Here is a 21,369-nt window from a genome sequence, read left to right as displayed (position 1 = left end):
GTGCCCTCCAGTTATCTCGCCCCGAAGGGGACGACCGCGACGCTGCTGGAGTTCGAGCACGGCGGCGCGACCCTCATCGCGGAGAGCTTCGGCGAGGGGCCGCACACCTACCTGCTGCTGCACGGCATCGGCATGGGCCGCAGCGTGTACCTCGACCTCACCCAGCGGCTGAACGGACGCGTGATCGCGCTCGACCTCCCCGGGTTCGGCGAAGCGCCCGAGCCCACGCGCACCCTCACCATGCAGCGCCACGCCGACCTGGTCGCCGCGTATCTGCGCCACGTCGACGCGGAACCCGTGGTGGTGATCGGGCACTCGATGGGCAGCCAGATCGCGGCCGAGCTCGCCGCCCGGCACCCCGAGCTCGTGGCCGGGGTGGTGCTCGCGGGACCGACGGTCGACAAGGCCGCGCGCAACATCGGGGCCCAGGCGCGCTACCTGCTGCAGGACCTCGTGGGCGAGCGGCCGCTCGTCATCTGGCGCGGCGCGCGCGAGTACCTCCGCGGCGGTCCGCACCTGATCCGCAAGATGCGGGCGACCATCGTGCATCAGCCCGAGAAGGCCTTCCGCCGCATCCACTGCCCCGTGCTCGTGCTGCGCGGGGAAGACGACCCGCTGGCCCCGATGAGCTGGTGTCAGGTCATCCTCGACGCCATCCCCGGCGCGGAGCTCTCCGTGATCCCCGACCACGGGCACGGCACCCTCATCAGCGACTCCGAACCCGCCGCACGCCTGATCGAGGCGTTCGCCGACCGCACCTGACGCGCGGGCGAGGTCAGCCCGCGGCGGGCGGCGTCTGCTTGGACTCGGCGAGCTCGTCCACCACGAGCCCGCGCTGCTCGATCGTGCCGTTGCGATACGCCTGCCGTCCGACCATGTGCGCGGACAGGGGCGCCGTGGCGAACTGCATCAGCACCACCGGGGCGACCAGCACTAGGCCGAACAGCACGCCGCCGATCGACCGCTGCGACAGCGCGATCGCCACGCAGATCATCAGCAGCCCGAGCACCTGCGGCTTGGTCGCGGCGTGCAACCGTGTCGGCACGTCGCGGAAGTGCAGCAGCCCCACCGCGGCGGAGAGGCACAGCAGCGCACCGATCAGGATCAGCACCAGCACCGCGACGTCGATCACGGCGTCGGGGATCATCAGGCCGAACACGTTCATGGCGTCGTGTTGTCCCTTCTCGCGACGAACCGGGCGACCGCGATCGACCCGAACACGCCGACGGCGGCGATGATCAGCAGCACCGGGATGTTGCGGGTGTGGCCGTTGATCGCCATCTCCGCGCCCAGCACGCACATGACCTCGGTGAGCAGCACGTCGGCGGCGACCGCGCGATCGAGGATCGACGGACCCCGCACGATGCGGATGACGGCGAGGATCGCGGCGACACCGAACACCGCCATGATCACCAGGAGCAGCACGTTCATCGGGCACCCCCCACCCTGGCCGGATCGATGCGACCCGCGCGCTCATCGGCCTTGAGGCGGCGGTACTGCGACGGGTCGCCCAGCGCGCGCACGACCCGCTTCTCCCAGCCGAGCACCCCCTGCCGCTGCTCCTCGACGTCTTCCTTGCTGCGCACGCCGATCACGTGCAGGTAGAGGATGCGCCGGTCGCGGTCGGCCTCCACCACGAGCGAACCGGGGATCAGCGACGACACCACCGCGACGTGCGTCATGACGAGGTCGTCCGCGTACCGCAGCGGCACGGCGACGATCGCGGTGCCCGGCTGCCGGCGGAAGTCGAACACCTGCACCGTGACCGACAGGGCGCCGCGCAGCACTGCCCAGAGGAACTGCACGATGAACAGCGCGGCGTACCAGAGGTTCACGCGGCCGGACAGCTCGACCGTCGGCAGCCGGAACACGCGCGTCACGAAGATCGCGACCACGAGCCCGGTCAGGAACGAGAGCACGGTGAACTGCGCCCACAGCAGCATCCACAGCACGATCAGCCAGGCGAGGAACGGCAGCTGCATGCCGATGTCGCGCCACAGGCGCCGCGTCTCCGGCCTCATCCCTCCACCTCGTCTTCCAGTTGGACGAGGTTGACCGGCTGCAGCAGGCCAGCCCCGATGCGATCGCACAGAGCGTACAGCGGACCGGCGAAGATCGTCAGGGCCACCGTGACGGTGACCATGCCCGCGGTGGCGACCGTCATGATCTTCGGGATGCGCCTGGTCTCCTGCTGCTCGTCGGCCGCGGGTGCGCCCGTCAGGTAGGAGATGCGTCCCTCGGTCTCGGTGGAGTCCTCCTCCTCGCGCCAGAACGCCAGGTTCCACGCCCGCATGAGCGCGTACAGCGTGAGCAGCGAGGTGATGATGCCGCCGAAGATCAGCACGATCATCAGGGGCGTTCCCACGGAGGCGGCGGCCTCGAACAGCGCGAACTTGCCGATGAACCCGGAGAACGGGGGCAGACCGCCGAGGTTGATGGCGGGGATGAAGTACAGCACCGCGATCACGGGCGCGATCTTGAGCAGCCCCTTGACCCGCAGGATCGAGGTGCTTCCCGCCCGACGCTCGATGAGTCCCACGGCGAGGAAGAGGGTGGTCTGCACCACGATGTGGTGCACGATGTAGTACACCGTGGCGCCGATCGCCGCGGGCGTCGCGATCGCCAGGCCGAAGATCATGTAGCCCACATGGCTCACGAGCGTGAACGACAGGATCCGTTTCAGCTCCGCCTGCGCCACGGCACCCAGCACCCCGACGACCATGGTCGCCAGCGCGATGATGAGCAGCAGCGTGTCGATGCTGTTGGAGGCGAAGAGCTGCGTCTCGGTGCGGATCAGCGCGTACACGCCGACCTTCGTCAGCAGTCCGGCGAACACCGCCGTGACCGGGGCCGGCGCGGTCGGGTAGGAGTCGGGCAGCCAGAAGGAGACGGGGAAGATGGCGGCCTTGATGCCGAAGGCGACCACGAGCATCAGGTGCAGCACGAGCTGCGTGTCCTGCGGCAGCTCCGACATGCGCTCGGCGATCTGCGCCATGTTCACGGTGCCGAGGGCGCCGTAGATCATCGCGATCGAGGCGAGGAACAGGATCGACGACACGAGCGAGACCACGATGTACACCGCACCCGTGCGGATGCGCGACTCGGTGCTGCCCAGCGTGATCAGCACGTACGACGCGACGAGCAGGATCTCGAAGCCGACGTAGAGGTTGAACAGGTCGCCCGCGATGAAGGCGTTGAAGATGCCCGCCGCGAGGATCAGGTAGGAGGGGTTGAAGATCGAGATCGGGGTCTCGTCCGCGCCGTCGGCGACGCCCTGACCGATCGAGAAGAGGAGAACCGCGAGCAGCACGACGCTCGACACGAGCACGAGCAGCGCGGCGAGCCGGTCGACATAGAGCACGATGCCGAACGGCACCGGCCACCCGCCGACCGAGACCGCGAGCGGGGATCCCGCATCGACCACGACCAGCAGCACCCCGGCGATGACCGAGACGATCGCGAGGGTGGCGACCGTGACGAGCACCTGGAGCCGGGCATTGCGCCCGAACACGAGGGTGACCGCGGCGCCCAGCAGCGGCAGGGCGACCAGGAGCGGGACGAGCGTGGTCATGACCTGCCCTCCCCGTCTGTCGTGTGGTCGTGGTCTGGATCCTCGTCGGCCTCGGGTTCGGGTTCGTCCTCCCGCTGCGCGCTGTACGGCGAGTCGTAGGGGGCGTCGTCGTGGATGTCGGGGTGGTCGCGCATGTGCAGCACCGTGATGGGCGCGGTCTGCACGCCGACGAAGTCGGTGGTCGCCTCGTCGTCGTCGGTCTCCGACTCGTCGTCCATGAGGTCTTCGTCGGCGTCGGTGCGCTCGCGCAGGGCGATGTCGGCCTCGTCGTCCTCGACCGTGTCGGCCTGGCCCAGCTGCCAGGAGCGGTAGATGAGGGCGAGCAGGAACGCCGACACCGCGAAGGTGATCACGATGGCGGTGAGGGTCAGCGCCTGCGGGAGCGGATCGCTGAGGTCGCCGTTCGTGCCGAAGAAGGGGGCGTTGCCCGGCACGCCCATCACGATCAGCAGCAGCAGGTTCGTGGCGTTGCCGAGCAGCAGGAAGCCGATCAGCACCCGGGTCAGGCTGCGCTCGAGCATCGCGTAGACGCCGCACGCGAAGAGCACGGCCATGATCGCGATGAGGGCCAGGGAGACGTCCATCAGCCGTTCCCCCCTGTCCGCGAGGTGAAGTCGATCGCGGTGCTCTGACCGGGGCGGAGCGCGGACTGCCGGTCCACCTCGGCGCCGAGGCTGCGCAGCACGTCGAGCACCAGCCCGATCACCACGAGGTAGACGCCCACGTCGAAGATCGTCGAGGTGACGAACTCCATGTGACCGATGCCCGGGATCTCCCACTCCCAGAAGGTGCTGGTGAGCGGGGCCATCCCGAAGAACAGCGGCACCACGGCCGTGCCGACCGCGAGGATGAGGCCCGCCCCGAGCAGGCGTCCGGCGTCGGTGGGCGCGGCGGCGCCGAGCTCCCAGCGACCGCCGGCGATGTAGCGCATCACGAGCGCCATGCCCGCGACGAGTCCGCCGGCGAAGCCGCCGCCCGGCAGGTTGTGACCCGCGAACAGCAGGAAGATCGACACCACGATGATGGTGTGGAACAGGATGCGCACGATGACCTCGAGCAGGATCGACCTGTTCTCCGGCTTCATCTTCTGTCCGCCGACCAGCCAGGCGCGCGGGGCGCTGCGGTTCTCGGACGTCTGGAAGCGCACGCCGTCGGTGGTCTCGACGAGCGGACGGCTGCGGGCGGCCTTGCGCACGGAGCGCGGCAGGGTCTTGGTGGCGGCGAGCAGATCGGCGCGGTGGGTCACGAAGACGAGGGAGGCGACACCGGTCGCCGCGAGCACGAGCACCGACAGCTCGCCCATCGTGTCCCAGCCGCGCAGGTCGACCAGGGCCACGTTCACCACGTTCTTGCCGTGGCCGATCTCGTAGGCGATCTGCGGGAAGATCTCCGAGATCGGGTCGGCGACGCGCGACTGGGTGGCCACGATCGCGACGAACGCCATGGTGAGGCCGACGCCGATGCCGAGCAGCGCCCGGGGGATGCGGCTGACCGAGGCGTTGTGCTCGCCCATCCGCGCGGGGAGCCGCCGCAGCACCAGGGCGAACGTGACCATGGTGACCGTCTCGACGAGGATCTGCGTGAGCGCGAGGTCGGGTGCGCCGCTGGTCGCGAAGAGCACGACCATGCCGAGCCCCGTGACCGAGGCCAGCACGACGCCGGTGTACCGCTTCCTGGCGCGCACCGCCACTACGCCCGCGACGGCCATGATCGGCGCGACCGCGAGCTGTGCCGGGGTGTGCCAGAGCGACAGCTGGTAGCGGTCGATGTCGCTCGCGATGAGCGCGGTGACCTCGGCCGCGACGAACACCACGAAGATCGTGCCGACGTAGACGGGCAGCGAGCCGCGCTGCGTGAGGGTGGTGCTGAGCACGGACAGCCGGTCGATGCCGCGCATCACGAGGTAGTAGGCGTCGGCGGCGGTGAAGGGCAGCAGGCGCGGGCGACGGTCCCAGCCGCTGCGTCGCGTGAGCAGGAACAGCCCGATGCCCAGCAGGACAGTGAGGATGGAGATCCCGAGCGCTGGTTCGAACCCGTGCCAGAGCGCGAGGTGACCGGGGCCTTCGACGGCGGCGCCCTCGTGGTCGAGGCCGGGGTTCGCGGTGAGCGCGTAGGGCTGCAGGGCGATGTCGAGCGCGGGGGCGCCGATGCCCGCCGCGAGGGTGACCCCGGCGAGGATGATCGGCGCGGAGAGGAAGCCGACGGGCGGGTCGGGCCACGCGGTGTCGGGCAGCCGGTCGCCGCGGTCGTCGCGTTTGGTCCAGAACGCTCCCCACAGGAAGCGCACGCCATATGCCGCGGTGAGCATGGAACCGAGGACGACCCCGATCAGCGCCACGAGTCCCCAGATCGAGCCGCCCTGCGCGTCATCCAGGAGCGCCGTGAGCGTGGACTCCTTGGCGACGAAGCCGATGGTGGGCGCGATGCCCGCCATCGACGCGACCGAGATGAAGGCCGCGGTCGCCATGACCGGCGCCTGCCGTCCGACCCCGGAGAGCTCGGTGATGTCACGCGTGGAGAGCTGCCGGTCGATCACGCCGACGATCAGGAACAGCGCCGACTTGAACAGGGCGTGCCCGATCACGAGCGCGAGTCCGGCGAGGGCGGCGGCCTGCGTGCCGTAGCCGACCACGACGGCGAAGAACCCCAGCTGGCTGACGGTGCCGAAGGCGAGCACGCGCTTGAGGTCGGTCTCGCGCAGCGCCTGGATCCCGCCGAGCAGCATGGTGAGGATGCCGAGGCTGATGATGATCGGTCGCCAGGTGGCGCTCAGCGCGAAGATCGGGGCGAAGCGCGCGATGAGGTAGATGCCCGCCTTCACCATCGCGGCGGCGTGCAGGTAGGCGCTGACCGGCGTGGGGGCGGCCATCGCACCAGGGAGCCAGAAGTGGAACGGGAACAGCGCCGACTTGCTGATGGCGCCGATCAGCAGCATCACGATGGCGGCGTCGACCAGGGGCCCGGTGGGGGCGAGCGCGAGGATCTCGCGGATGCTCGACGTGCCGGCGTCCACGACGAGCAGCACGACGCCGACGAACATCACCAGGCCGCCGAGGGTCGTCACCAGCAGAGCCTGCAGCGCGGCTCGACGGCTGGCGGCGCGGCGGCGGTAGTGCCCGATCAGGAGGTACGAGAGGATGCTCGTCACCTCCCAGAACATCACGAGCATCACCAGATCGTCGGTGAGCACGAGGCCGTACATCGCGCCGGCGAAGCCGAGCAGCACCCCGGCGAACTGGCCGATGCCGGCCGCGTCGTCGTGGAAGTACCAGCGGCAGTAGAGCAGCACGAGCGCGCCGACGCCGGTCACGATCAGGGTGAGGACCCACCCGAGCACGTCCATGTTCATGGAGAGCGAGAGCCCGAGCTGCGGGATCCACGGCAGCGATTCGAACGGCACAGGGCCGTCGAGCACCTGCGGCGTGAGCACCAGCGCGTGCACGAACGCGGCGGCGGGGACGAGCGCGGCGACGGCGAAAGCCTGTGCTCCCAGCCAGCGCACCAGAACGGGCAACAGCAGCGACCCGAGGAGGAACACGGCGAGGAGCATCAGCATATACGCGGCTCCTCGGGGCTCGTCGGCCTTGCGGCTCAGGCGGGCGGTGTCCGTCCAGTTTACCGGGATGATGGGGCCGGGCGGTTCGCGGGTCTGCGCGACGTGCCAGAGTGTTCGCATGCACGGGGGCGCACGGAGGGAGCTGGCGGGGTGGCTCACGGCCCTCGCGATCGCCCTCGTCGCGGCGGGTCAGCTCGCCGCATCGCCCCGCTCCTCGCTGCTCTTCCGTGACGGGGATTCCCTGGTCGTGGGACTGATCTCGCGCGCGATCCTCGATGGCGGCGGGGTTGGCGAGTGGGCGCTGTCGAGCGTGCTGTTCCTTCCGGAGTCCGCCGTGCACGTCGCCCTCGGCGCGCTGCTGCCGCTCGACGTCGGTGGCCTGCTCGCGGTGAACGCGGTGGTCAACCTGCTCGGGTTCTACGGCGTGGCGCGGCTCGTCGCCGGTCGTCGCCGCGCGGGTGCCGCCCCGGTCGCGTGGTCGCTCGCGGCGCTCGGGGTGTTCGCGCTTCTCGTGGTCACCGAGGCGTCTCCGTCGCGCGATGCCCTCGAGCTCGCGTCGCTCTCGCTCACGACCACCTACTACGCCGCGACCACGATCGGAGCGGTCGCCGCGGTCGGTCTGGCCCGCCGCTTCCTCGACCGCCCGGGCGGCGGGGTCGTGCTGCTCTGGGCGCTCGGCGCGACGGCCGCCGTGTCCACGCTGACCAATCCGCTGTTCGCGGCCTGGGCAACGGTGCCGCTGCTGACCGTGCTGGTCGTGCTCGGGTTCTCCGTCCGGAGCCGGCGGTCCGCGCTGATGCTCGGCGCGGCCCTGCTCGGCGGCACGCTGCTCGGCTTCCTCTGTCGCATTCCGTTCTCGGCATGGATCGCGAACACGGGCGCCGGCTACGTGCAGCCGTGGCGCTGGCGGGAGTCGCTCGAGCTGTACGCCGGGCTGTTCGCGGCCCGGCTCTCGACGCCGCCGGGGGTGCTCGCGCTGGTCGTGGTCGCCGCCCTCCTCGCCCTCGCGGTGATGCGCATGCGGCGGGCATCGGCGCCCGGCGCGCGGCTCGTCGCCGCGGTCGCGTGGGTTGCTCCCGCCCTGGTGCTGCTCGGGGCGGTGGCGCTCGGCACCCAGGCCGCGCGATACCTCCAGCCGCTGGCGTTCGCGCCGGTCCTGGCCCTGGTCGCCGATCCGCGCGCCGTGCTGCCGTCGTCCCGGCTCGTGCGCGGTGCGGTCGCGGCGCTGGGTGCCCTGCTGCTCCTCGCCGCCGGACTGAGCGTGCCGCGACTGGCGGCCGCCGCGCAGGCACCCGACGCCGACCTGACCTGCGTCACCGACTGGGTCGACGCATCGGGACGCACGGGTGCCGGGCAGTTCTGGACCGTGCGGCTGCCCAAGCTGCACCTCGACGACCCGTCACGCCTGGTGCAGGTCGACCACGCGCTGAACGGCTACGCCTGGCTGGTCGACCGGCGGGACTTCACGGTGGGGGAGGTGTCGTTCCTGGTGGAGGACGCGCAGACCGTGCCGTGGCAGCTGCCCGCCGGGGTCGAACCGGTGGCGACGATCGAGTGCGGGCGGTACCGCATCCTGGACTTCGGCGAGACGGCGCTGCGCCTCGGTCCCGCGCATTCCTGAGGGCAGGCGGCTCAGCGCGCGGGGGGCGGCGCGGTCGTGGTGCCCGCGCGGAAGCGGCACGAGAGGTCCTGCGTCTCGCCCGGCTCCCCGCGGAGCATGCGCGCCACCTGCTCCCCCGCCGCGCGACCCTTCTCGACCGCGGGCTGCACGCTCGTGGTGAGCGTGAGGTCGCCCAGGCCGTCCAGCGCGATGCCGTCGAACCCCGCCACCGACAGGTCCTCCGGCACGCGCAGCCCGAGCTCCTCCGCCGCGCGGATCACGCCGACCGCGAGCAGGTCGCTCTGCGCGAGCACGGCCGTCGGACGCTTCTCCGGGTCGGACAGCAGCATGCGGCCCACCAGGATGCCCTCGTCGATCAGGCTGCCCGACGCGGAGATCGCCGGGGCGTCGGGGAAGATCTCGCGCATTCCCCGGAGCCGGTCGACCGTGACGTCGACGGTCGCGGTGGCGAGTCGCTCCGGCGTGATGAGGGTGCGCTCGCGGTCGGCGTCGAGCGCGAGCGTGACCAGTGCGACGTCGCGGTGCCCGAGTTCGCGGACGTGCCGGGCGACGTCGGCGGAGGCGGCCACGTTGTCGAGCGTGATGCGCGGCACGTCGAGCCCGGCGTCGCCCTCGATCACGACCACGGGGAGGCCGCGCCCCCGCACGATCTCGAGTGAGGCCCGCGTGCGCCCGGAGCACCCGATCAGCACGACCGCGTCGACCGGGGCGCTCGCGATCGCGGACCCGTCCTCGCCCGGCTCGTCGCGCATCAGCAGGATCCCGGCGCTGAGGTCGGCGAGTCCATCGGTGAGGCCGTCCATCATCGCGGTCGTCACCGGGTCGAGGAACGCGGCCCGCAGGTGGCCCTCCAGCACGACCGCGACGATGCCGCTGCGGCCGCGACGGAGCGAGGCGGCGCGGGGGTCGGGTCCGGTGTAGCCGAGCTCGGTCGCCGCGGCGAGAACGCGGTCGCGCGTGGCGGGGGCGACCTTGGCCTTGCCGCTGAAGACCACGGACGCGGTGGAGGTCGCGACCCCCGCCTCGCGCGCGACATCCGCGATCGTGGGTCGGCGCGGGGTCTCCCTGCTGCTCATACTCCGAGGATAGCCGGGATCTGCACTCCGGCGTCGAATCGATTCGATATAGGCTGTGGGTCATGGACACCGCCCTCACCCGCTCGCAGTTCGTGCGCTGGCGCACCGCGATCTTCGCCATCTTCCTGGCCAGCGGCCTCTCGATCGCGACCTGGGCATCGCGCGTGCCGGGTATCAAGGAGGCCCTCGGTCTCGACAACGCGCAGGTCGGACTGATCCTGCTCGGCATGGGCATCGCCTCCATCCTCGGCGTCTCCACGAGCCCCGCGGTCATGGCGCGTACGGGTGCGCGTCGCGGCATGCTCCTGTCGATGCTCACGTTCGCCGCCGGCATCGCGCTCGTCGGACTCGGAGCCACCGTGTTCGCCTCGGTCCCCCTGGTGCTGGTCGGCATGGTGCTGTTCGGCTTCGGCAACGGCTGCGTCGACGTGATGATGAACGTCGAGGCCACCGCGATCGAACAGCAGATGGGCCGCACGATCCTTCCCGTCTTCCACGCGTTCTTCAGCTTCGGCACCGTCCTGGGCGCCGGTATCGGTGCGCTCGCGGCGCACCTTCGAATCGATGTCGGCACGCACGCGATCTCCGTCGGGGTCTTGATCGCCGTGATCGCGGTGATCTGCTTCTTCCAGGTGCCGGTGCGAGAGGCGGCCCTCGACCCGGAGGAGCACGAGAAGCCGCCGTTCCGCCAGCGCCTGCACACCGCGCTGGAGGCGTGGCGCGAACCGCGCACCTACCTGCTCGGCACCGTCATGCTCGGCATGTCGTTCGCCGAGGGCGGCGCGAACGACTGGATCGCCCTCGGCACCGAGCAGGGCCACGGTCTCGCCGAGGGTTCCGGTGCCGTCGCCCTCGCCGTGTTCTCGACCGGCATGACCGTCGTGCGCCTGTTCGGCGGCCCCCTGGTCGACCGCTTCGGCCGGGTGCTGGTGCTGCGCATCCTCGCCGCGACGGCCGCCAGCGGCATCCTGCTGTTCATCCTCGCGCCGACGCTGCCGCTCGTGCTGCTCGGCGCCGCGCTCTGGGGTGTCGGCGCCTCGCTCGGGTTCCCGCTCGGCATGTCCGCCGCGGCCGACGACCCGGCCAAGGCCGCCGCCCGCGTGAGCGCCGCGGCCACGATCGGCTACGTCGCGTTCCTCGGCGGCCCGCCCGTGCTCGGCGTGATCAGCGAGCACATCGGCCTGCTCAACACGCTGTTCATCCTGGTCGCGCTGGTCGTGGTCTCCGGGCTGTTCTCCGGGGCCGCCCGCCCGCTGCGCGACGACGAGAAGACCCCCGCCACGACCGCCGCCCGGAGCTGAGGCTCAGCCGCCGCACGCCCGGACGAGTGCCGCCGCGTGCGAGCGGCTGCGCGCACCCAGCTTCGCGAGCACGTTCGACACGTGCGTCTTCACCGTGGGCACCGAGATGCGCAGCCGGGCGGCGAGCTGCGCGTTCGACCAGCCCTGCAAGATCCCGTCGAGCACCTCCTGCTCCCGCGCGGTGAGCTCGCCCAGGGCGGGGGTGGCGGCGGCGGGCGGACCGTCGACCGCGGACTCCGCCACCGCGGCGAGCGCACGCCTGGTCACGCGCGGGTCGAGGGCGCCCTCGCCCGCCGCGACCCCGCGCACCGCCTGCACCAGCGTCGACGCATCCACGGTCTTGAGCAGGAACCCCACGGCCCCGGCGCGGATCGCCGCGAGCACGAGCTCGTCCTCGTCGAAGCTGGTGAGCACCAGCACGTCCGCCAGACCCCGGTCGACGATCTCCCTCGTGGCCGAGACGCCGTCGCGCCCCGGCATGCGCAGATCCATCAGCACCACGTCGGGGCGCAGGGCGGCGGCGTTGCGCACGGCCACCTCGCCATCGGCCGCTTCGCCCGCCACCACGATGTCGTGCGTCTCGAGCATGATGCGCAGCCCCGCACGGATCGCGCCGTGGTCGTCCGCCAGCAGCACCGTCGGGGCGCTCACGACCGCGCTCCCGCCGGCAGCCGCGCCTCCACGGTCCAGCCGTCGCCGTCGGGCCCCGCCTGGAACACGCCCCCCAGCGCCGCCACCCGCTCCCGCAGCATCTGCAACCCCCACCCCTCGCTGTCGTGTCGCATCGGGGCGACCGCTGCCGTCCCGCCGAGCGACCGCACCCGCACCAGCGCCTCGTCGCCGGAGCGTGCGATCCGCACCTCGACCTGCGCACCCCGCGCGTGCCGCACGCAGTTGCCGAGCGCCTCCCGCACCACCCGCACGACCGCCTGCTCGCCGCCCCCGCCGAGATCGCCGAGGTCGCCGAGCTCCGCCGCGTCGAGGCGGACCGTCAGCCCCGACCGCCGCGCCTCCTGCACGATGCCGTCGAGGTCCGCCCAGCTCGGCGTGGGCATGAGCGGGCCGCCGCCGCGGCGCAGCACCGAGATCATCGACCGCAACGCACCGTGCGCGTCGAGGCCCGCGTCGCGCACGGCCCGCAGCGCCGCCCGGTCGTCGGAGCGGTCCGGACGCGTCGCGAGCGCCGCCTCGGCCCGGATCGCCATCGCCAGCACGTGCCCGGCCACCACGTCGTGCAGCTCGCGCGCCATGGCCTCCCGCTCCCGCTGCACGGCCTCGGTGCGGTCGCGTTCCGCGGCGGCGGCGGCGTCCTCGGCGCGTTGACGGTGCAGCTCCGCCAGCTCGTGCGCCTGCGAGACCGCGACCGCCCACCAGTAGTCGGTTCCGAAGATGGCCCCGAACTGCACTCCGAACAGCACGGCCACCGGCACGTCGACGTCGGCGAACAGCAGTGCGGCGAAGAACAGCGCCGCGGTCGCCGTGCCCAGAGAGATCAGGAGCACGCGGCGGCCGCGCGGTCCGGCGCGGAACGCCGCCATCCACAGCACGTCCAGCAGCACGACCAGGGTGCCGACGCCCCCCACGGTGAGCAGATCGGCGAGGAACAGCACCGCCACCAGCACCAGCACCGTCCACGGCCGTCGTGCCTTGCCGAGCGAGAGCACGCACGCCGGAACCGCGAGCACCAGCGCCCACCACGGCGACACGTCGTCCGACAGCAGCGAGAACGGACCCCAGAGCCCGTGGAAGCCGAAGGCGGCCATGACCACGGAGAGCACCAGCGCCCCGAGCGGATCCGCCCACCAGCGGTGGCGCCGATACCAGGCGCCGAGACCGCCCTCGCCCCGTTCGTGCATGACCTCATGCAACCACGGTGACCGCGGGGTCGCATCCGACGAAGGGATGAGGGTCGTGCGGCAGACGGTACTTTCGCCCGATCCGCCCGGCCGCGCCGGCCACGACGGTGGAGGCATGGAACTCTTCGGCGGACTCCCCCTCCCCCTGTCGCTCGCGGTGCTGGCGCTCATCGACGGGCTCAGCGTGGGCACCCTGCTGATCCCCGTCTTCCTGCTGCTGCACCCGGGGCGCGTGCGAGCGGGTCGCATCGTGCTGTATCTGGTGACGATCGCGGGGTTCTACCTGGCGGTCGGGCTGCTGTTCCTGTGGGGACTGGTGAACCTGGCGGACGTCGCGTCCGACTTCCTCGCGTCCCCGGCGGGGATGATCACGCGGCTGCTGGTGGGCGTCGCGCTGCTGATCACCGCGTTCGCGATGCCCACCTCGAAGCCCGCAGCGGTCGGCGATGGGGAGCGGCAGCCGCCGCGGGTGTCGCCGTGGACCGGGAGGCCGTCCGCCTCCGGTCGCGCCTCCGCGGCGACACCCGACCCGGCCCCGCTGTTTCGAGCGGCCGCCTCCGACCCGGAGCCCGAACCGCGATGGACCGGCGCGTCGTCCGATTCGCCCGTCGCCGCCACGGGTTCCGCTCTCGAACGCCCCGAGTCCGCGACCACGGGGCACGCACCCGCGCGCCCTGGACGCCTCATGCGGTGGCGCGAACGCCTGCTCGACCCGCGCACGCGAGGGTTCGCGGTGATGGCGGTCGCGATCGCCGCGGGGCTCGTCGAGGTCGCCACGATGCTCCCCTACCTCGTGGCCATGGCGATGCTCGCCGACGCGGGTGTCGACACCCCGTTCCGCGTGCTCGCGCTGGTCGGCTATTGCGCGCTCATGATCGCGCCCGCCCTCGTCCTCTTGGTGCTGCGGCTCGTGGCGGCGCCGCTCGTGCAGCGCCCGCTGGAGCGCTTCGCGGCGTGGATGGAGCGCACGGGCGCCGAGAACACGGCATGGATCATCGGCATCATCGGGTTCCTGATCGCGCGGTCGGCCGCCACCGAGCTCGGGCTGTTCGACGCGCTCGGCTCGATCCTCTGAGCCGGTCGGCGCAGCGTCGGCGACGAAGTAGGCTCGTCGGGTGCGTCTCGTCATCGCCCGCTGCTCGGTGGACTACTCCGGCCGGCTCAACGCCCACCTCCCGCTCGCCACGCGCCTGCTCGTGCACAAGGGCGACGGGAGCCTGCTCGTGCACTCCGATGGGGGAAGCTACAAGCCCCTCAACTGGATGAGCCCGCCCTGCTCCCTCGCCACGGAGGTCCCGGGCGAGGAGGAGGCGACCGCCGGCGTCGTCGAGGTGTGGCGCGTCACGCACAAGAAGACGGGCGATGCGCTGCGTGTGCAGATCTACGAGATCATCCACGACTCGCAGCACGAACTGGGCATCGACCCCGGGCTGCAGAAGGACGGCGTCGAGGCGGACCTGCAGCGCCTGCTGGCCGAGCAGGTCGAGCTCATCGCCGAGGGCGCGACCCTGGTGCGCCGGGAGTATCCGACCGCCATCGGTCCGGTCGACCTGCTGGTGCGTGACGCGGAGGGCGCTGCGATCGCCGTGGAGGTCAAGCGCCGGGGCGACATCGACGGCGTGGAGCAGCTGACGCGCTACCTGGAGCTGCTGGGCCGCGACCCCCACCTCTCCCCCGTGCAGGGCGTCTTCGCCGCGCAGGAGATCAAGCCGCAAGCCCGCGTGCTCGCCGAAGACCGCGGCATCCGCTGCCTGGTGCTCGACTACGACGACATGAAGGGCATCGAGTCGGGCATCCCCCGGCTGTTCTGACACCGCTCGCCGCGGTCAGCGCACGGAGATCAGCCGTCGCGGTGGCCCTTCCAGCCGGGCGACCGCGATCCTGACCTCGGTCACCTCGTGCTCGATCCCCGTCAGCCGTTCCTCCAGGGCCCCGAAACGCGCGTCCATGCCGGAGAATCGCTCCTCCACCATCGCGAACCGCGCATCCGACGCCGCGAACCGCGCATCCATCCGCTCTTCCATGCTCGAGAACCGCCCCTCGACCATCGCGAACCGCTCATCCATCCGCGCATCCGACGCTGCGAACCGCGCATCCATCCGCTCTTCCATGCCCGAGAACCGCCCCTCGACCATCGCGAACCGCTCAGCCATCCGCGCATCCGACGCTGCAAATCGCGCATCCATGCGCGTGACGAGCCAACCGAAGCCGCTTGCCATCGCGACGATGATCGTCACCGTCGACCCCAGGATGGTGATCACTTCCATCGACACGAACATCTCCCCAGTCTCACTCGCGTTCCCGCCGCTGTCACGACCCTACGGTGCAGCATTCCGCCGTTCGCGCCGCGGCCACGCGATCCGGGGAGCACGCGTGAGACTGCACACCCGTGCAGCAGGACCGGGCAGGCGTCCGCGGACCCATAGGCTGGAGAGATGGCCCCCTCCCCTTACACCTGCGTGCTCTGGGACGTCGACGGCACGATCGTCGACGCCTCGGTCGGCATCCTCCGTCGGCTGCACGTCGCCCTCACGCACTTCGGCCGTCCCGCCCCGACGCGGGAGGAACTGGTGCACTGGATCGGGCCGCCCATGTTCCAGTCGTTCCAGGACCAGGCCGGCATGACGCCCGCGGAGTCCGCCGAGGCCGTGGCGTTCTACCGCACGCTGGGCAAGGCCGACGGTTACACCACGGACGTGCGCACGTATCCCGGTGTCGCCGAGCTCATCCACGACCTGCATGCCGCGGGAGTGCCGCAGGCGACCGCGAGCTCCAAGCCGGAGAACCAGGTCGATGCGCTGGTCGACCACTTCGGTCTCCGGCCCGCCTTCCTCACGACCGTCGGCGCGACTCCGGACGAGGCGACGCTCGCGTCGAAGACCGACATCGTCGCCGAAGCCCTGCGCCGCCTGGGCGCGCTCGGCGTCGACACGTCACGCCCCGTCCTCGTCGGCGACCGCCATCATGATGTCGAGGGCGGCAAGGCCAACGGCGTCCCCGTGATCTTCGTCGAGTGGGGCTTCAGCGACCCGCACGAGGGAGACGACGCGGCGTTCCGCGTCGCCTCGGTCGACGAACTGCGGGCTCTGCTGCTCGGCTGAGCCCGTCACCACTGACGCAGAAAACGGAACTCCCCGTCGAAAGGACGCTCGAGTGCGTTCTTCAGACGGGGAGTCCCGGTGTCGTCCGCGTCAGAGCGGGCGGATGTTCTCTGCCTGCAGGCCCTTCGGACCCTGCGCCACATCGAACTCGACTCGCTGGTTCTCGTCGAGAGACCGGTAGCCGGATGACTGGATGGCGGAGTAGTGCGCGAAGACGTCAGCGCCTCCGTCGTCGGGGGAGATGAAGCCGAAGCCCTTCTCCGAGTTGAACCACTTGACCGTGCCCTGGGTGCTCATGTACTGCCTGTTCTGCTGATCTAGAAGCCGACGCAGGGGTGCACCGACATCGCTAACGCTAGTGGAGGCGACCCCGGCGGCAATAGGAGAGGCAAGAAGGTAATCCAAATGTTGCATGAGCGTCATGCGACCAGCGCGGCGGGGCTCTCGATCCGCTCCCGGAAAATGGTGTGGCCCTCACCGCGGGGGGAGCGATGAGGGCCGAAGACGACCGGAGGGTGCGTCAGAGACAGCCTAACCCCTTTCGGACCTCCTTGTCCCCCTTTTGGGGGACAAATCCGAAAATTGGTGGGAGAATGAACGAGAGCGGCCCCCTCGAGTAGCCCATTGGGGACTGAACTACTCGAGAGGGCCCAATCGCATACACGGATCGTCGTGCCCCTGGGGTGGGCCGTCCGTCTCCTGGGGAGAGACGGAGACGATCAATCCCCTGTGCATGCACCTTCACCATAGGGGAGGACGACCGTTCCCGCCACGGATCCTCGCCGCCGGTAGCCTGAGGCGGTGACGATGCTGAACAAGGACATGACGCTGTGCATCTCGCTGTCCGCGCGACCCAGCAACAACGGAACCCGCTTCCACAACCACCTCTACGAGGCACTGGGGCTCAACTGGATCTACAAGGCCTTCGCGCCGACCGATCTGGCCCAGGCGATCGCCGGTGTCCGCGGACTCGGCATCCGCGGATGCGCGATCTCCATGCCCTATAAGGAGGATGTCATCGCCCTCGTCGATCAGATGGACGCCTCCGCGCGCGCGATCGACTCCGTCAACACCATCGTGAACGACGACGGGGTACTGACCGCCTACAACACCGACTACTCGGCGATCGCGACCCTGATCGCCCGCAACGGCATCGACCCGCGGTCGTCTGTGCTGCTGCGGGGTTCGGGCGGCATGGCGAAGGCGACCGCTGCGGCCTTCCGCGACGGGGGCTTCACCGACCTCACGATCGTCGCCCGCAACGAAGCCCGCGGGCGTGCCCTCGCGGACCAGTACGGCTTCGACTGGCGTCCGGAGCCCGGCGAGGCGACAGCGGACGTGCTCGTCAACGTCACGCCGATCGGCATGGCGGGCGGGGGCGAGGAGCACGCGCTCTCGTTCAGCGAGCAGGCGATCGCGGCATCGACGGTGGTGTTCGATGTGGTCGCGCTGCCGGCGGAGACCCCCGTGGTGGCTGCGGGGCGTGCGGCGGGCGCCACGGTCATCACCGGCGCCGAGGTCGCGACCCTCCAGGCGCTCGAGCAGTTCGTGCTCTACACCGGTGTGCGTCCGACGCCGGCCCAGGTCCAGGCCGCCGAAGACTATATGCGATCCGGGGCATGAATCCCCGCGCAACCGATCACCCGGCACGCCCTTCGGCCAGATAGGCCAGCCGATGCAGCGTCTCGGCGTTGCGCCACCGCAGGATCGGTGCGGTCAGGAAGCGGGGGAGCAGGGTCGCCGGGCCCTTCACGGGTTCCTCGTCGATACGCACCTGGCAGCCGGTCGCCGTCGACCTCGCCCGCAGGGTGACCTGCGCCTCGCCGACCGGCCAGCCGCGCGCACGCAGCACCGCCCGGTGCGGCGGATGCCACTGCAGCAGCTCGGTCGTGTCGTCGAGCAGCGCGGGCCACACGCCGACCGAATGGTGCAGCTGCGCGCCCGGAGCGGGCCAGGCAGCGTCGACATCGCGCATGCGCGACGCTCCGACGACCCACGCGGGGTACAGCCAGCCGTCCGCCAGCACACGGAACACGTCCTCGGTGGTGCACGCCAGGTCTCGGGTGTTCGTCGCCATGGTTCCTCCGTTCCGCCGCCAGTGTGACGGGCGCGCACACCGCCTGCACAGGCGCTTGACAAGCGTCGTCCCCTCACCGCTAGCACAGTCCATCGCCGAACGCTCCCCCCTGGAGGACCGGTCCCAGCGCTGCGAGGGTCGAGTCATGCTCCACAGACTCACCGGCCGGATCTCGCACGGCGTCGAGACGATCGTGCGCGACGACTCCCCGTTCCTCCTGACCCGCGGCTACGACTTCGGAGCCCGCATCTGGCGGCGTGCACGACCGGGCGCCCGGTCTGCCCCGATGCGCCTGCTCGGCGACGAGGCCGCCCTCGTCCGCGGCGCCGAGGGCATCGACCTGTTCTACGACGACAGTCGCATCGCCCGGCACGGTGCGATGCCCGCGATCGTGCAGGAGACGCTGTTCGGGCACGGCTCCGTGCACAGCCTCGACGGCGACGCCCACCGTCACCGCAAGGCGACGTTCGTCGCGGTCGCCTACGAGGACGAGCAGGTCGCGCGGCTCACGCCCTGGCTCGAGCGGGAGTGGGCGCGGGAGCGCGACGCCTGGCTCGACGGCGGCACCCGCAGCGCCTATGACGCGGCCGTCGGGGCGTTCGGACGCGCGATCATGGGCTGGGCGGGCCTTCCGGGGACCCCCGCCGCGAAGACGCGCTGGGCCGCTCGGCTGGCCCAGATCGTCGACGGGTTCGGCGCGCCGTACTCGCCCGCCTACCTCGCCGCGACCGCGAACCGGATGTGGTCCGACCGGCACGCTCAGCGCCTCATCGAGGCCGTCCGCGCCGGAACGCTCACGGCTCCCGAGGGCACCGCGCTCGCGCTGTGGGCCGCGCACCGCAGCGCCGACGGCACCCTGCTTCCCGCCAGGACCGCGGGCATCGAACTGCAGAACAGCATCCGGCCGATGATCGCCGCCGCCCGGTTCGTGGCGTTCGCGGCGAAGCAGCTCCACGACCACCCGGAGTGGCGCGCCCGCATCGCGGCCGAGACCGCGGAACGGCAGGCTCTCGTGGGCGGCGCTCTCGCCACCCGGTTCGCGCAGGAGGTGCGGCGCACGGGACTGTTCGTGCCGATGCTCCCGGGGCGTGCGCTCACCGACATCGAGATCGACGGCGTGCGGGTGCCGAAGGGCGGTCGCGTGGTGCTCGACATCCTCGGCACCGACACCGACGAGCAGTCGTGGGCGCACGCGCACCGCTTCGCCCCGGAGCGCTTCACCGACGTGACCGACCACGAAGAGGTGAAGACGTTCATCCCGCAGGGCGGGGCCGACGTCGCCACGGGACACCGCTGCCCCGGCGAGAAGCTCGTGGTCGCGGGACTCACGGCTGCGATCGCGGTGCTCAGCGACCCGCGGCTGCGCGTGCTCGACGAGGGCCTCGCGGTGAACCGACGACGGCTGCCCACCAAGCCCGCGTCCGGCGGACGGGTGCGCGCGGCCGGCTCCGGCCGCGGCTGCCCCTTCCACTGAGCGCGGGATCGCATGCGCCACGGCACCTGTCAACCGGGTGTTCACACCGACCGGCGACGCGGAGGCTGGGACGACCACAGTCGACCGGAGCAGAGGACATCATGAAGGCACTGACCTGGCAGGGCAAGCGCACGGTGACGGTCGAGGAGGTCCCCGACCCGCAGATCCAGCAGCCGGAGGACGCGATCATCCGCATCACCTCATCGGCGATCTGCGGCTCCGACCTGCATCTGTACGAGCTGCTCGGTCCATTCCTGGGTCGCGGCGACATCCTCGGGCACGAGCCCATGGGTGTGGTGGTCGAGGTGGGCGCGAACGTCACCTCGCTGCAGCCCGGAGACCGCGTCGTCATTCCGTTCAACATCGCGTGCGGGGAGTGCTTCTTCTGCCGTCGCGGCCTGCAGTCGCAGTGCGAGACCACGCAGGTGCGCGAGTACGGCAGCGGAGCAGCCCTGTTCGGGTACACCAAGCTCTACGGCCAGGTGCCGGGCGGACAGGCGGAGTACCTGCGGGTGCCGCTTGCGGACTACAACCACATCAAGGTCGCGCCCGACCTTCCCGACGAGCGCTACCTGTTCCTCAACGACATCCTCCCCACCGCGTGGCAGGGCGTGGAGTACGCGCAGGTGCCGGAGGGCGGCACCCTCGCCGTGATGGGCCTCGGCCCGGTCGGGCAGTTCGTCGCCAGGGTGGGCCGTCACCGCGGGCACCGCGTCATCGCCGTCGACCCGGTGCCCGAGCGGCGGGCCATGGCCGAACGGCACGGCATCGAGACGCTCGACCTCACCGACACCGTCGTCGCCGAGATCCGCGACACCACCGAGGGCCGCGGGGCCGACTCCGTGGTCGACGCGGTGGGGCTCGAAGCCCACGGGAACAGCGGCATCGAGTTCGTGCAGAAGGCCGTGGGGCTGCTGCCCGATCCCGCCGCGCGACAGCTGCTCGACAAGGCGGGGATCGACCGCCTCGCCGCGGTCTATGCCTCGATCGACGCGGTGCGACGGGGCGGGACCGTGTCGCTGAGCGGCGTCTATGCGGGTGACGCCGACATCCTGCCGATGAAGACGATGTTCGACAAGCAGGTCACGCTGCGGATGGGGCAGTGCAACGTCAAGAACTGGATCGACGACCTGCTGCCGCTCGTGGAGGACGCCGCCGATCCGCTCGGCGTGATGGACCTCACCACGCATCACGCCCCGCTCGACGACGCACCCGACCTGTACCGCACGTTCCAGCAGAAGGAGGACGGCTGCATCAAGGTCGTGCTGCATCCGTCCACGGTGTGACCGTGGGGTGATCAGTCCTCCGCGCGACGAGTGCCGATGCCGGGCTCGTCGTTGTGCTCGGACTCGTCCGGTACCGAGGCGTCGGATGACGGGTCCACGCGGGCGGCCTGCCCGGCGCCCGCGTCGGCCCCCGCACCGCCCGCCGGCACGTTCTCGATGAGGTCGGCGTCGTCCCCGCCCCGCTCGGCGAGGTGCTCCGAGATCGGACCGGCACCGGGTCGGGCGGACCCGGCATCGGGGGACGGATACGTGGGGTCGGTGGGCTCCGCGCCGGACTCGACCCTGTCCTCCTCCTCCGGCTGCATGCGCTCCGGATCGTTCAGGTGGCCCTCGTCGAGCGTCATGGCGTGCTCCTCTCGTCGGATGAGACGTCCAGGGTGCGCCGGATGCCGCACGAGGGGAGGGCCGTTGACAGCACCTCGTCGCGCGGGTATCCGGCGCACCTCTCGG

22 protein-coding genes are annotated in these 21,369 nt (G+C 71.2%); 9 read left to right on the top strand and 13 right to left on the bottom strand.

The genetic code is table 11. From position 1 onward, the window contains the following. On the top strand, positions 1-762 hold the full coding sequence (locus ACFV3I_RS02140; RefSeq protein WP_136033106.1) for an alpha/beta fold hydrolase: 762 nt from the start codon (positions 1-3) through the stop codon (positions 760-762). 13 nt (positions 763-775) lie between these two features. Here ACFV3I_RS02140 and mnhG read toward each other — a convergent pair whose 3' ends face one another. The 6 genes from mnhG to ACFV3I_RS02110 are packed head-to-tail and all read right to left on the bottom strand — an operon-like array spanning position 776 to position 7,127. Then, positions 776-1,165, bottom strand: coding sequence for a monovalent cation/H(+) antiporter subunit G (gene mnhG / locus ACFV3I_RS02135; protein WP_136033104.1), 390 nt, complete (start codon positions 1,163-1,165; stop codon positions 776-778). Further along, entirely contained in the window at positions 1,162-1,431 is a 270-nt protein-coding gene (locus ACFV3I_RS02130; RefSeq protein WP_136033102.1) for a monovalent cation/H+ antiporter complex subunit F, read from the bottom strand. Before ACFV3I_RS02130 ends, mnhG begins: the two co-directional genes overlap by 4 nt. Continuing rightward, complete coding sequence (locus ACFV3I_RS02125; protein ID WP_136033099.1) at positions 1,428-2,021, bottom strand: Na+/H+ antiporter subunit E; 594 nt, start codon at positions 2,019-2,021, stop codon at positions 1,428-1,430. The genes ACFV3I_RS02130 and ACFV3I_RS02125 overlap by 4 nt, the downstream gene beginning before the upstream one ends. Beyond that, a complete protein-coding gene (locus ACFV3I_RS02120; RefSeq protein WP_378822259.1) occupies positions 2,018-3,571 on the bottom strand; it encodes a Na+/H+ antiporter subunit D in 1,554 nt (517 codons plus the stop codon). The genes ACFV3I_RS02125 and ACFV3I_RS02120 overlap by 4 nt, the downstream gene beginning before the upstream one ends. Further along, on the bottom strand, positions 3,568-4,155 hold the full coding sequence (locus ACFV3I_RS02115; RefSeq protein ID WP_206252106.1) for a Na(+)/H(+) antiporter subunit C: 588 nt from the start codon (positions 4,153-4,155) through the stop codon (positions 3,568-3,570). Before ACFV3I_RS02115 ends, ACFV3I_RS02120 begins: the two co-directional genes overlap by 4 nt. Further along, positions 4,155-7,127 (bottom strand): Na+/H+ antiporter subunit A, encoded by a 2,973-nt coding sequence (locus ACFV3I_RS02110; protein ID WP_378823194.1) that lies wholly within the window; start codon positions 7,125-7,127, stop codon positions 4,155-4,157. Before ACFV3I_RS02110 ends, ACFV3I_RS02115 begins: the two co-directional genes overlap by 1 nt. A 118-nt stretch (positions 7,128-7,245) precedes the next feature. On the opposite strand from ACFV3I_RS02110, the gene ACFV3I_RS02105 reads away from it, so the two are divergent. Then, positions 7,246-8,748, top strand: coding sequence for a hypothetical protein (locus tag ACFV3I_RS02105; RefSeq protein ID WP_378822258.1), 1,503 nt, complete (start codon positions 7,246-7,248; stop codon positions 8,746-8,748). Between the two features lie 11 nt (positions 8,749-8,759). Here ACFV3I_RS02105 and ACFV3I_RS02100 read toward each other — a convergent pair whose 3' ends face one another. Continuing rightward, positions 8,760-9,824, bottom strand: coding sequence for a LacI family DNA-binding transcriptional regulator (locus tag ACFV3I_RS02100; protein WP_378803123.1), 1,065 nt, complete (start codon positions 9,822-9,824; stop codon positions 8,760-8,762). A gap of 62 nt (positions 9,825-9,886) precedes the next feature. Here ACFV3I_RS02100 and ACFV3I_RS02095 point away from each other — a divergent pair, with 62 nt between their 5' ends. Then, positions 9,887-11,125, top strand: coding sequence for an MFS transporter (locus ACFV3I_RS02095; RefSeq protein WP_378822256.1), 1,239 nt, complete (start codon positions 9,887-9,889; stop codon positions 11,123-11,125). A 3-nt stretch (positions 11,126-11,128) separates the two neighbouring features. On the opposite strand, the gene ACFV3I_RS02090 is transcribed toward ACFV3I_RS02095, so the two are convergent. After that, entirely contained in the window at positions 11,129-11,776 is a 648-nt protein-coding gene (locus tag ACFV3I_RS02090; protein ID WP_378822255.1) for a response regulator, read from the bottom strand. Then, complete coding sequence (locus ACFV3I_RS02085) at positions 11,773-12,981, bottom strand: sensor histidine kinase (RefSeq protein WP_378803121.1); 1,209 nt, start codon at positions 12,979-12,981, stop codon at positions 11,773-11,775. Before ACFV3I_RS02085 ends, ACFV3I_RS02090 begins: the two co-directional genes overlap by 4 nt. 115 nt (positions 12,982-13,096) lie before the next feature. Here ACFV3I_RS02085 and ACFV3I_RS02080 point away from each other — a divergent pair, with 115 nt between their 5' ends. Both ACFV3I_RS02080 and nucS read left to right on the top strand, forming a co-directional pair. Then, positions 13,097-14,056 carry a GAP family protein gene (locus ACFV3I_RS02080; RefSeq protein ID WP_378803120.1) on the top strand — a complete coding sequence of 320 codons (960 nt, stop codon included), beginning with the start codon at positions 13,097-13,099 and terminating at the stop codon, positions 14,054-14,056. Between the two features lie 40 nt (positions 14,057-14,096). Beyond that, on the top strand, positions 14,097-14,792 hold the full coding sequence (gene nucS / locus ACFV3I_RS02075; RefSeq protein ID WP_136030957.1) for an endonuclease NucS: 696 nt from the start codon (positions 14,097-14,099) through the stop codon (positions 14,790-14,792). A gap of 15 nt (positions 14,793-14,807) precedes the next feature. Here the strand turns inward: nucS and ACFV3I_RS02070 are convergent, their stop codons facing one another. Continuing rightward, entirely contained in the window at positions 14,808-15,260 is a 453-nt protein-coding gene (locus ACFV3I_RS02070) for a response regulator (protein WP_378822254.1), read from the bottom strand. Positions 15,261-15,416: 156 nt separating this feature from the next. Here ACFV3I_RS02070 and ACFV3I_RS02065 point away from each other — a divergent pair, with 156 nt between their 5' ends. Further along, positions 15,417-16,082: an HAD hydrolase-like protein gene (locus tag ACFV3I_RS02065; RefSeq protein WP_136034353.1), complete on the top strand. Its 666-nt coding sequence runs from the start codon at positions 15,417-15,419 to the stop codon at positions 16,080-16,082. Positions 16,083-16,172: 90 nt separating this feature from the next. Here the strand turns inward: ACFV3I_RS02065 and ACFV3I_RS02060 are convergent, their stop codons facing one another. Beyond that, on the bottom strand, positions 16,173-16,379 hold the full coding sequence (locus ACFV3I_RS02060) for a cold-shock protein (protein ID WP_136034351.1): 207 nt from the start codon (positions 16,377-16,379) through the stop codon (positions 16,173-16,175). Between the two features lie 504 nt (positions 16,380-16,883). On the opposite strand from ACFV3I_RS02060, the gene ACFV3I_RS02055 reads away from it, so the two are divergent. Further along, on the top strand, positions 16,884-17,705 hold the full coding sequence (locus tag ACFV3I_RS02055) for a shikimate 5-dehydrogenase (RefSeq protein WP_378803118.1): 822 nt from the start codon (positions 16,884-16,886) through the stop codon (positions 17,703-17,705). Between the two features lie 16 nt (positions 17,706-17,721). On the opposite strand, the gene ACFV3I_RS02050 is transcribed toward ACFV3I_RS02055, so the two are convergent. Further along, complete coding sequence (locus tag ACFV3I_RS02050; protein WP_136036882.1) at positions 17,722-18,159, bottom strand: SRPBCC family protein; 438 nt, start codon at positions 18,157-18,159, stop codon at positions 17,722-17,724. A gap of 145 nt (positions 18,160-18,304) precedes the next feature. Here ACFV3I_RS02050 and ACFV3I_RS02045 point away from each other — a divergent pair, with 145 nt between their 5' ends. Next, complete coding sequence (locus ACFV3I_RS02045; protein WP_378803117.1) at positions 18,305-19,633, top strand: cytochrome P450; 1,329 nt, start codon at positions 18,305-18,307, stop codon at positions 19,631-19,633. A gap of 101 nt (positions 19,634-19,734) precedes the next feature. Next, positions 19,735-20,919 (top strand): zinc-dependent alcohol dehydrogenase, encoded by a 1,185-nt coding sequence (locus tag ACFV3I_RS02040; RefSeq protein ID WP_378822253.1) that lies wholly within the window; start codon positions 19,735-19,737, stop codon positions 20,917-20,919. A gap of 11 nt (positions 20,920-20,930) precedes the next feature. Here ACFV3I_RS02040 and ACFV3I_RS02035 read toward each other — a convergent pair whose 3' ends face one another. Then, positions 20,931-21,263: a hypothetical protein gene (locus ACFV3I_RS02035; RefSeq protein ID WP_378803115.1), complete on the bottom strand. Its 333-nt coding sequence runs from the start codon at positions 21,261-21,263 to the stop codon at positions 20,931-20,933. Positions 21,264-21,369 lie beyond the last annotated feature (106 nt).

Source organism: Microbacterium sp. NPDC059771, from assembly GCF_042732495.1.
Taxonomy (GTDB): Bacteria; Actinomycetota; Actinomycetes; order Actinomycetales; family Microbacteriaceae; genus Microbacterium; species Microbacterium sufflavum.
This window is presented reverse-complemented; position numbering and strand designations above follow the sequence as displayed.

What these genes read in the sequence shown, in the direction of transcription:
- mnhG (WP_136033104.1), bottom strand. Translation starts at nt 1,165, where the DNA reads ATGAACGTGTTCGGCCTGATGATCCCCGACGCCGTGATCGACGTCGCG.
- ACFV3I_RS02130 (WP_136033102.1), bottom strand. Translation starts at nt 1,431, where the DNA reads ATGAACGTGCTGCTCCTGGTGATCATGGCGGTGTTCGGTGTCGCCGCG.
- ACFV3I_RS02125 (WP_136033099.1), bottom strand. Translation starts at nt 2,021, where the DNA reads ATGAGGCCGGAGACGCGGCGCCTGTGGCGCGACATCGGCATGCAGCTG.
- ACFV3I_RS02120 (WP_378822259.1), bottom strand. Translation starts at nt 3,571, where the DNA reads ATGACCACGCTCGTCCCGCTCCTGGTCGCCCTGCCGCTGCTGGGCGCC.
- ACFV3I_RS02115 (WP_206252106.1), bottom strand. Translation starts at nt 4,155, where the DNA reads ATGGACGTCTCCCTGGCCCTCATCGCGATCATGGCCGTGCTCTTCGCG.
- ACFV3I_RS02110 (WP_378823194.1), bottom strand. Translation starts at nt 7,127, where the DNA reads ATGCTGATGCTCCTCGCCGTGTTCCTCCTCGGGTCGCTGCTGTTGCCC.
- ACFV3I_RS02105 (WP_378822258.1), top strand. Translation starts at nt 7,246, where the DNA reads ATGCACGGGGGCGCACGGAGGGAGCTGGCGGGGTGGCTCACGGCCCTC.
- ACFV3I_RS02100 (WP_378803123.1), bottom strand. Translation starts at nt 9,824, where the DNA reads ATGAGCAGCAGGGAGACCCCGCGCCGACCCACGATCGCGGATGTCGCG.
- ACFV3I_RS02095 (WP_378822256.1), top strand. Translation starts at nt 9,887, where the DNA reads ATGGACACCGCCCTCACCCGCTCGCAGTTCGTGCGCTGGCGCACCGCG.
- ACFV3I_RS02085 (WP_378803121.1), bottom strand. Translation starts at nt 12,981, where the DNA reads ATGCACGAACGGGGCGAGGGCGGTCTCGGCGCCTGGTATCGGCGCCAC.
- ACFV3I_RS02080 (WP_378803120.1), top strand. Translation starts at nt 13,097, where the DNA reads ATGGAACTCTTCGGCGGACTCCCCCTCCCCCTGTCGCTCGCGGTGCTG.
- ACFV3I_RS02070 (WP_378822254.1), bottom strand. Translation starts at nt 15,260, where the DNA reads ATGTTCGTGTCGATGGAAGTGATCACCATCCTGGGGTCGACGGTGACG.
- ACFV3I_RS02065 (WP_136034353.1), top strand. Translation starts at nt 15,417, where the DNA reads ATGGCCCCCTCCCCTTACACCTGCGTGCTCTGGGACGTCGACGGCACG.
- ACFV3I_RS02060 (WP_136034351.1), bottom strand. Translation starts at nt 16,379, where the DNA reads ATGAGCACCCAGGGCACGGTCAAGTGGTTCAACTCGGAGAAGGGCTTC.
- ACFV3I_RS02050 (WP_136036882.1), bottom strand. Translation starts at nt 18,159, where the DNA reads ATGGCGACGAACACCCGAGACCTGGCGTGCACCACCGAGGACGTGTTC.
- ACFV3I_RS02045 (WP_378803117.1), top strand. Translation starts at nt 18,305, where the DNA reads ATGCTCCACAGACTCACCGGCCGGATCTCGCACGGCGTCGAGACGATC.
- ACFV3I_RS02040 (WP_378822253.1), top strand. Translation starts at nt 19,735, where the DNA reads ATGAAGGCACTGACCTGGCAGGGCAAGCGCACGGTGACGGTCGAGGAG.
- ACFV3I_RS02035 (WP_378803115.1), bottom strand. Translation starts at nt 21,263, where the DNA reads ATGACGCTCGACGAGGGCCACCTGAACGATCCGGAGCGCATGCAGCCG.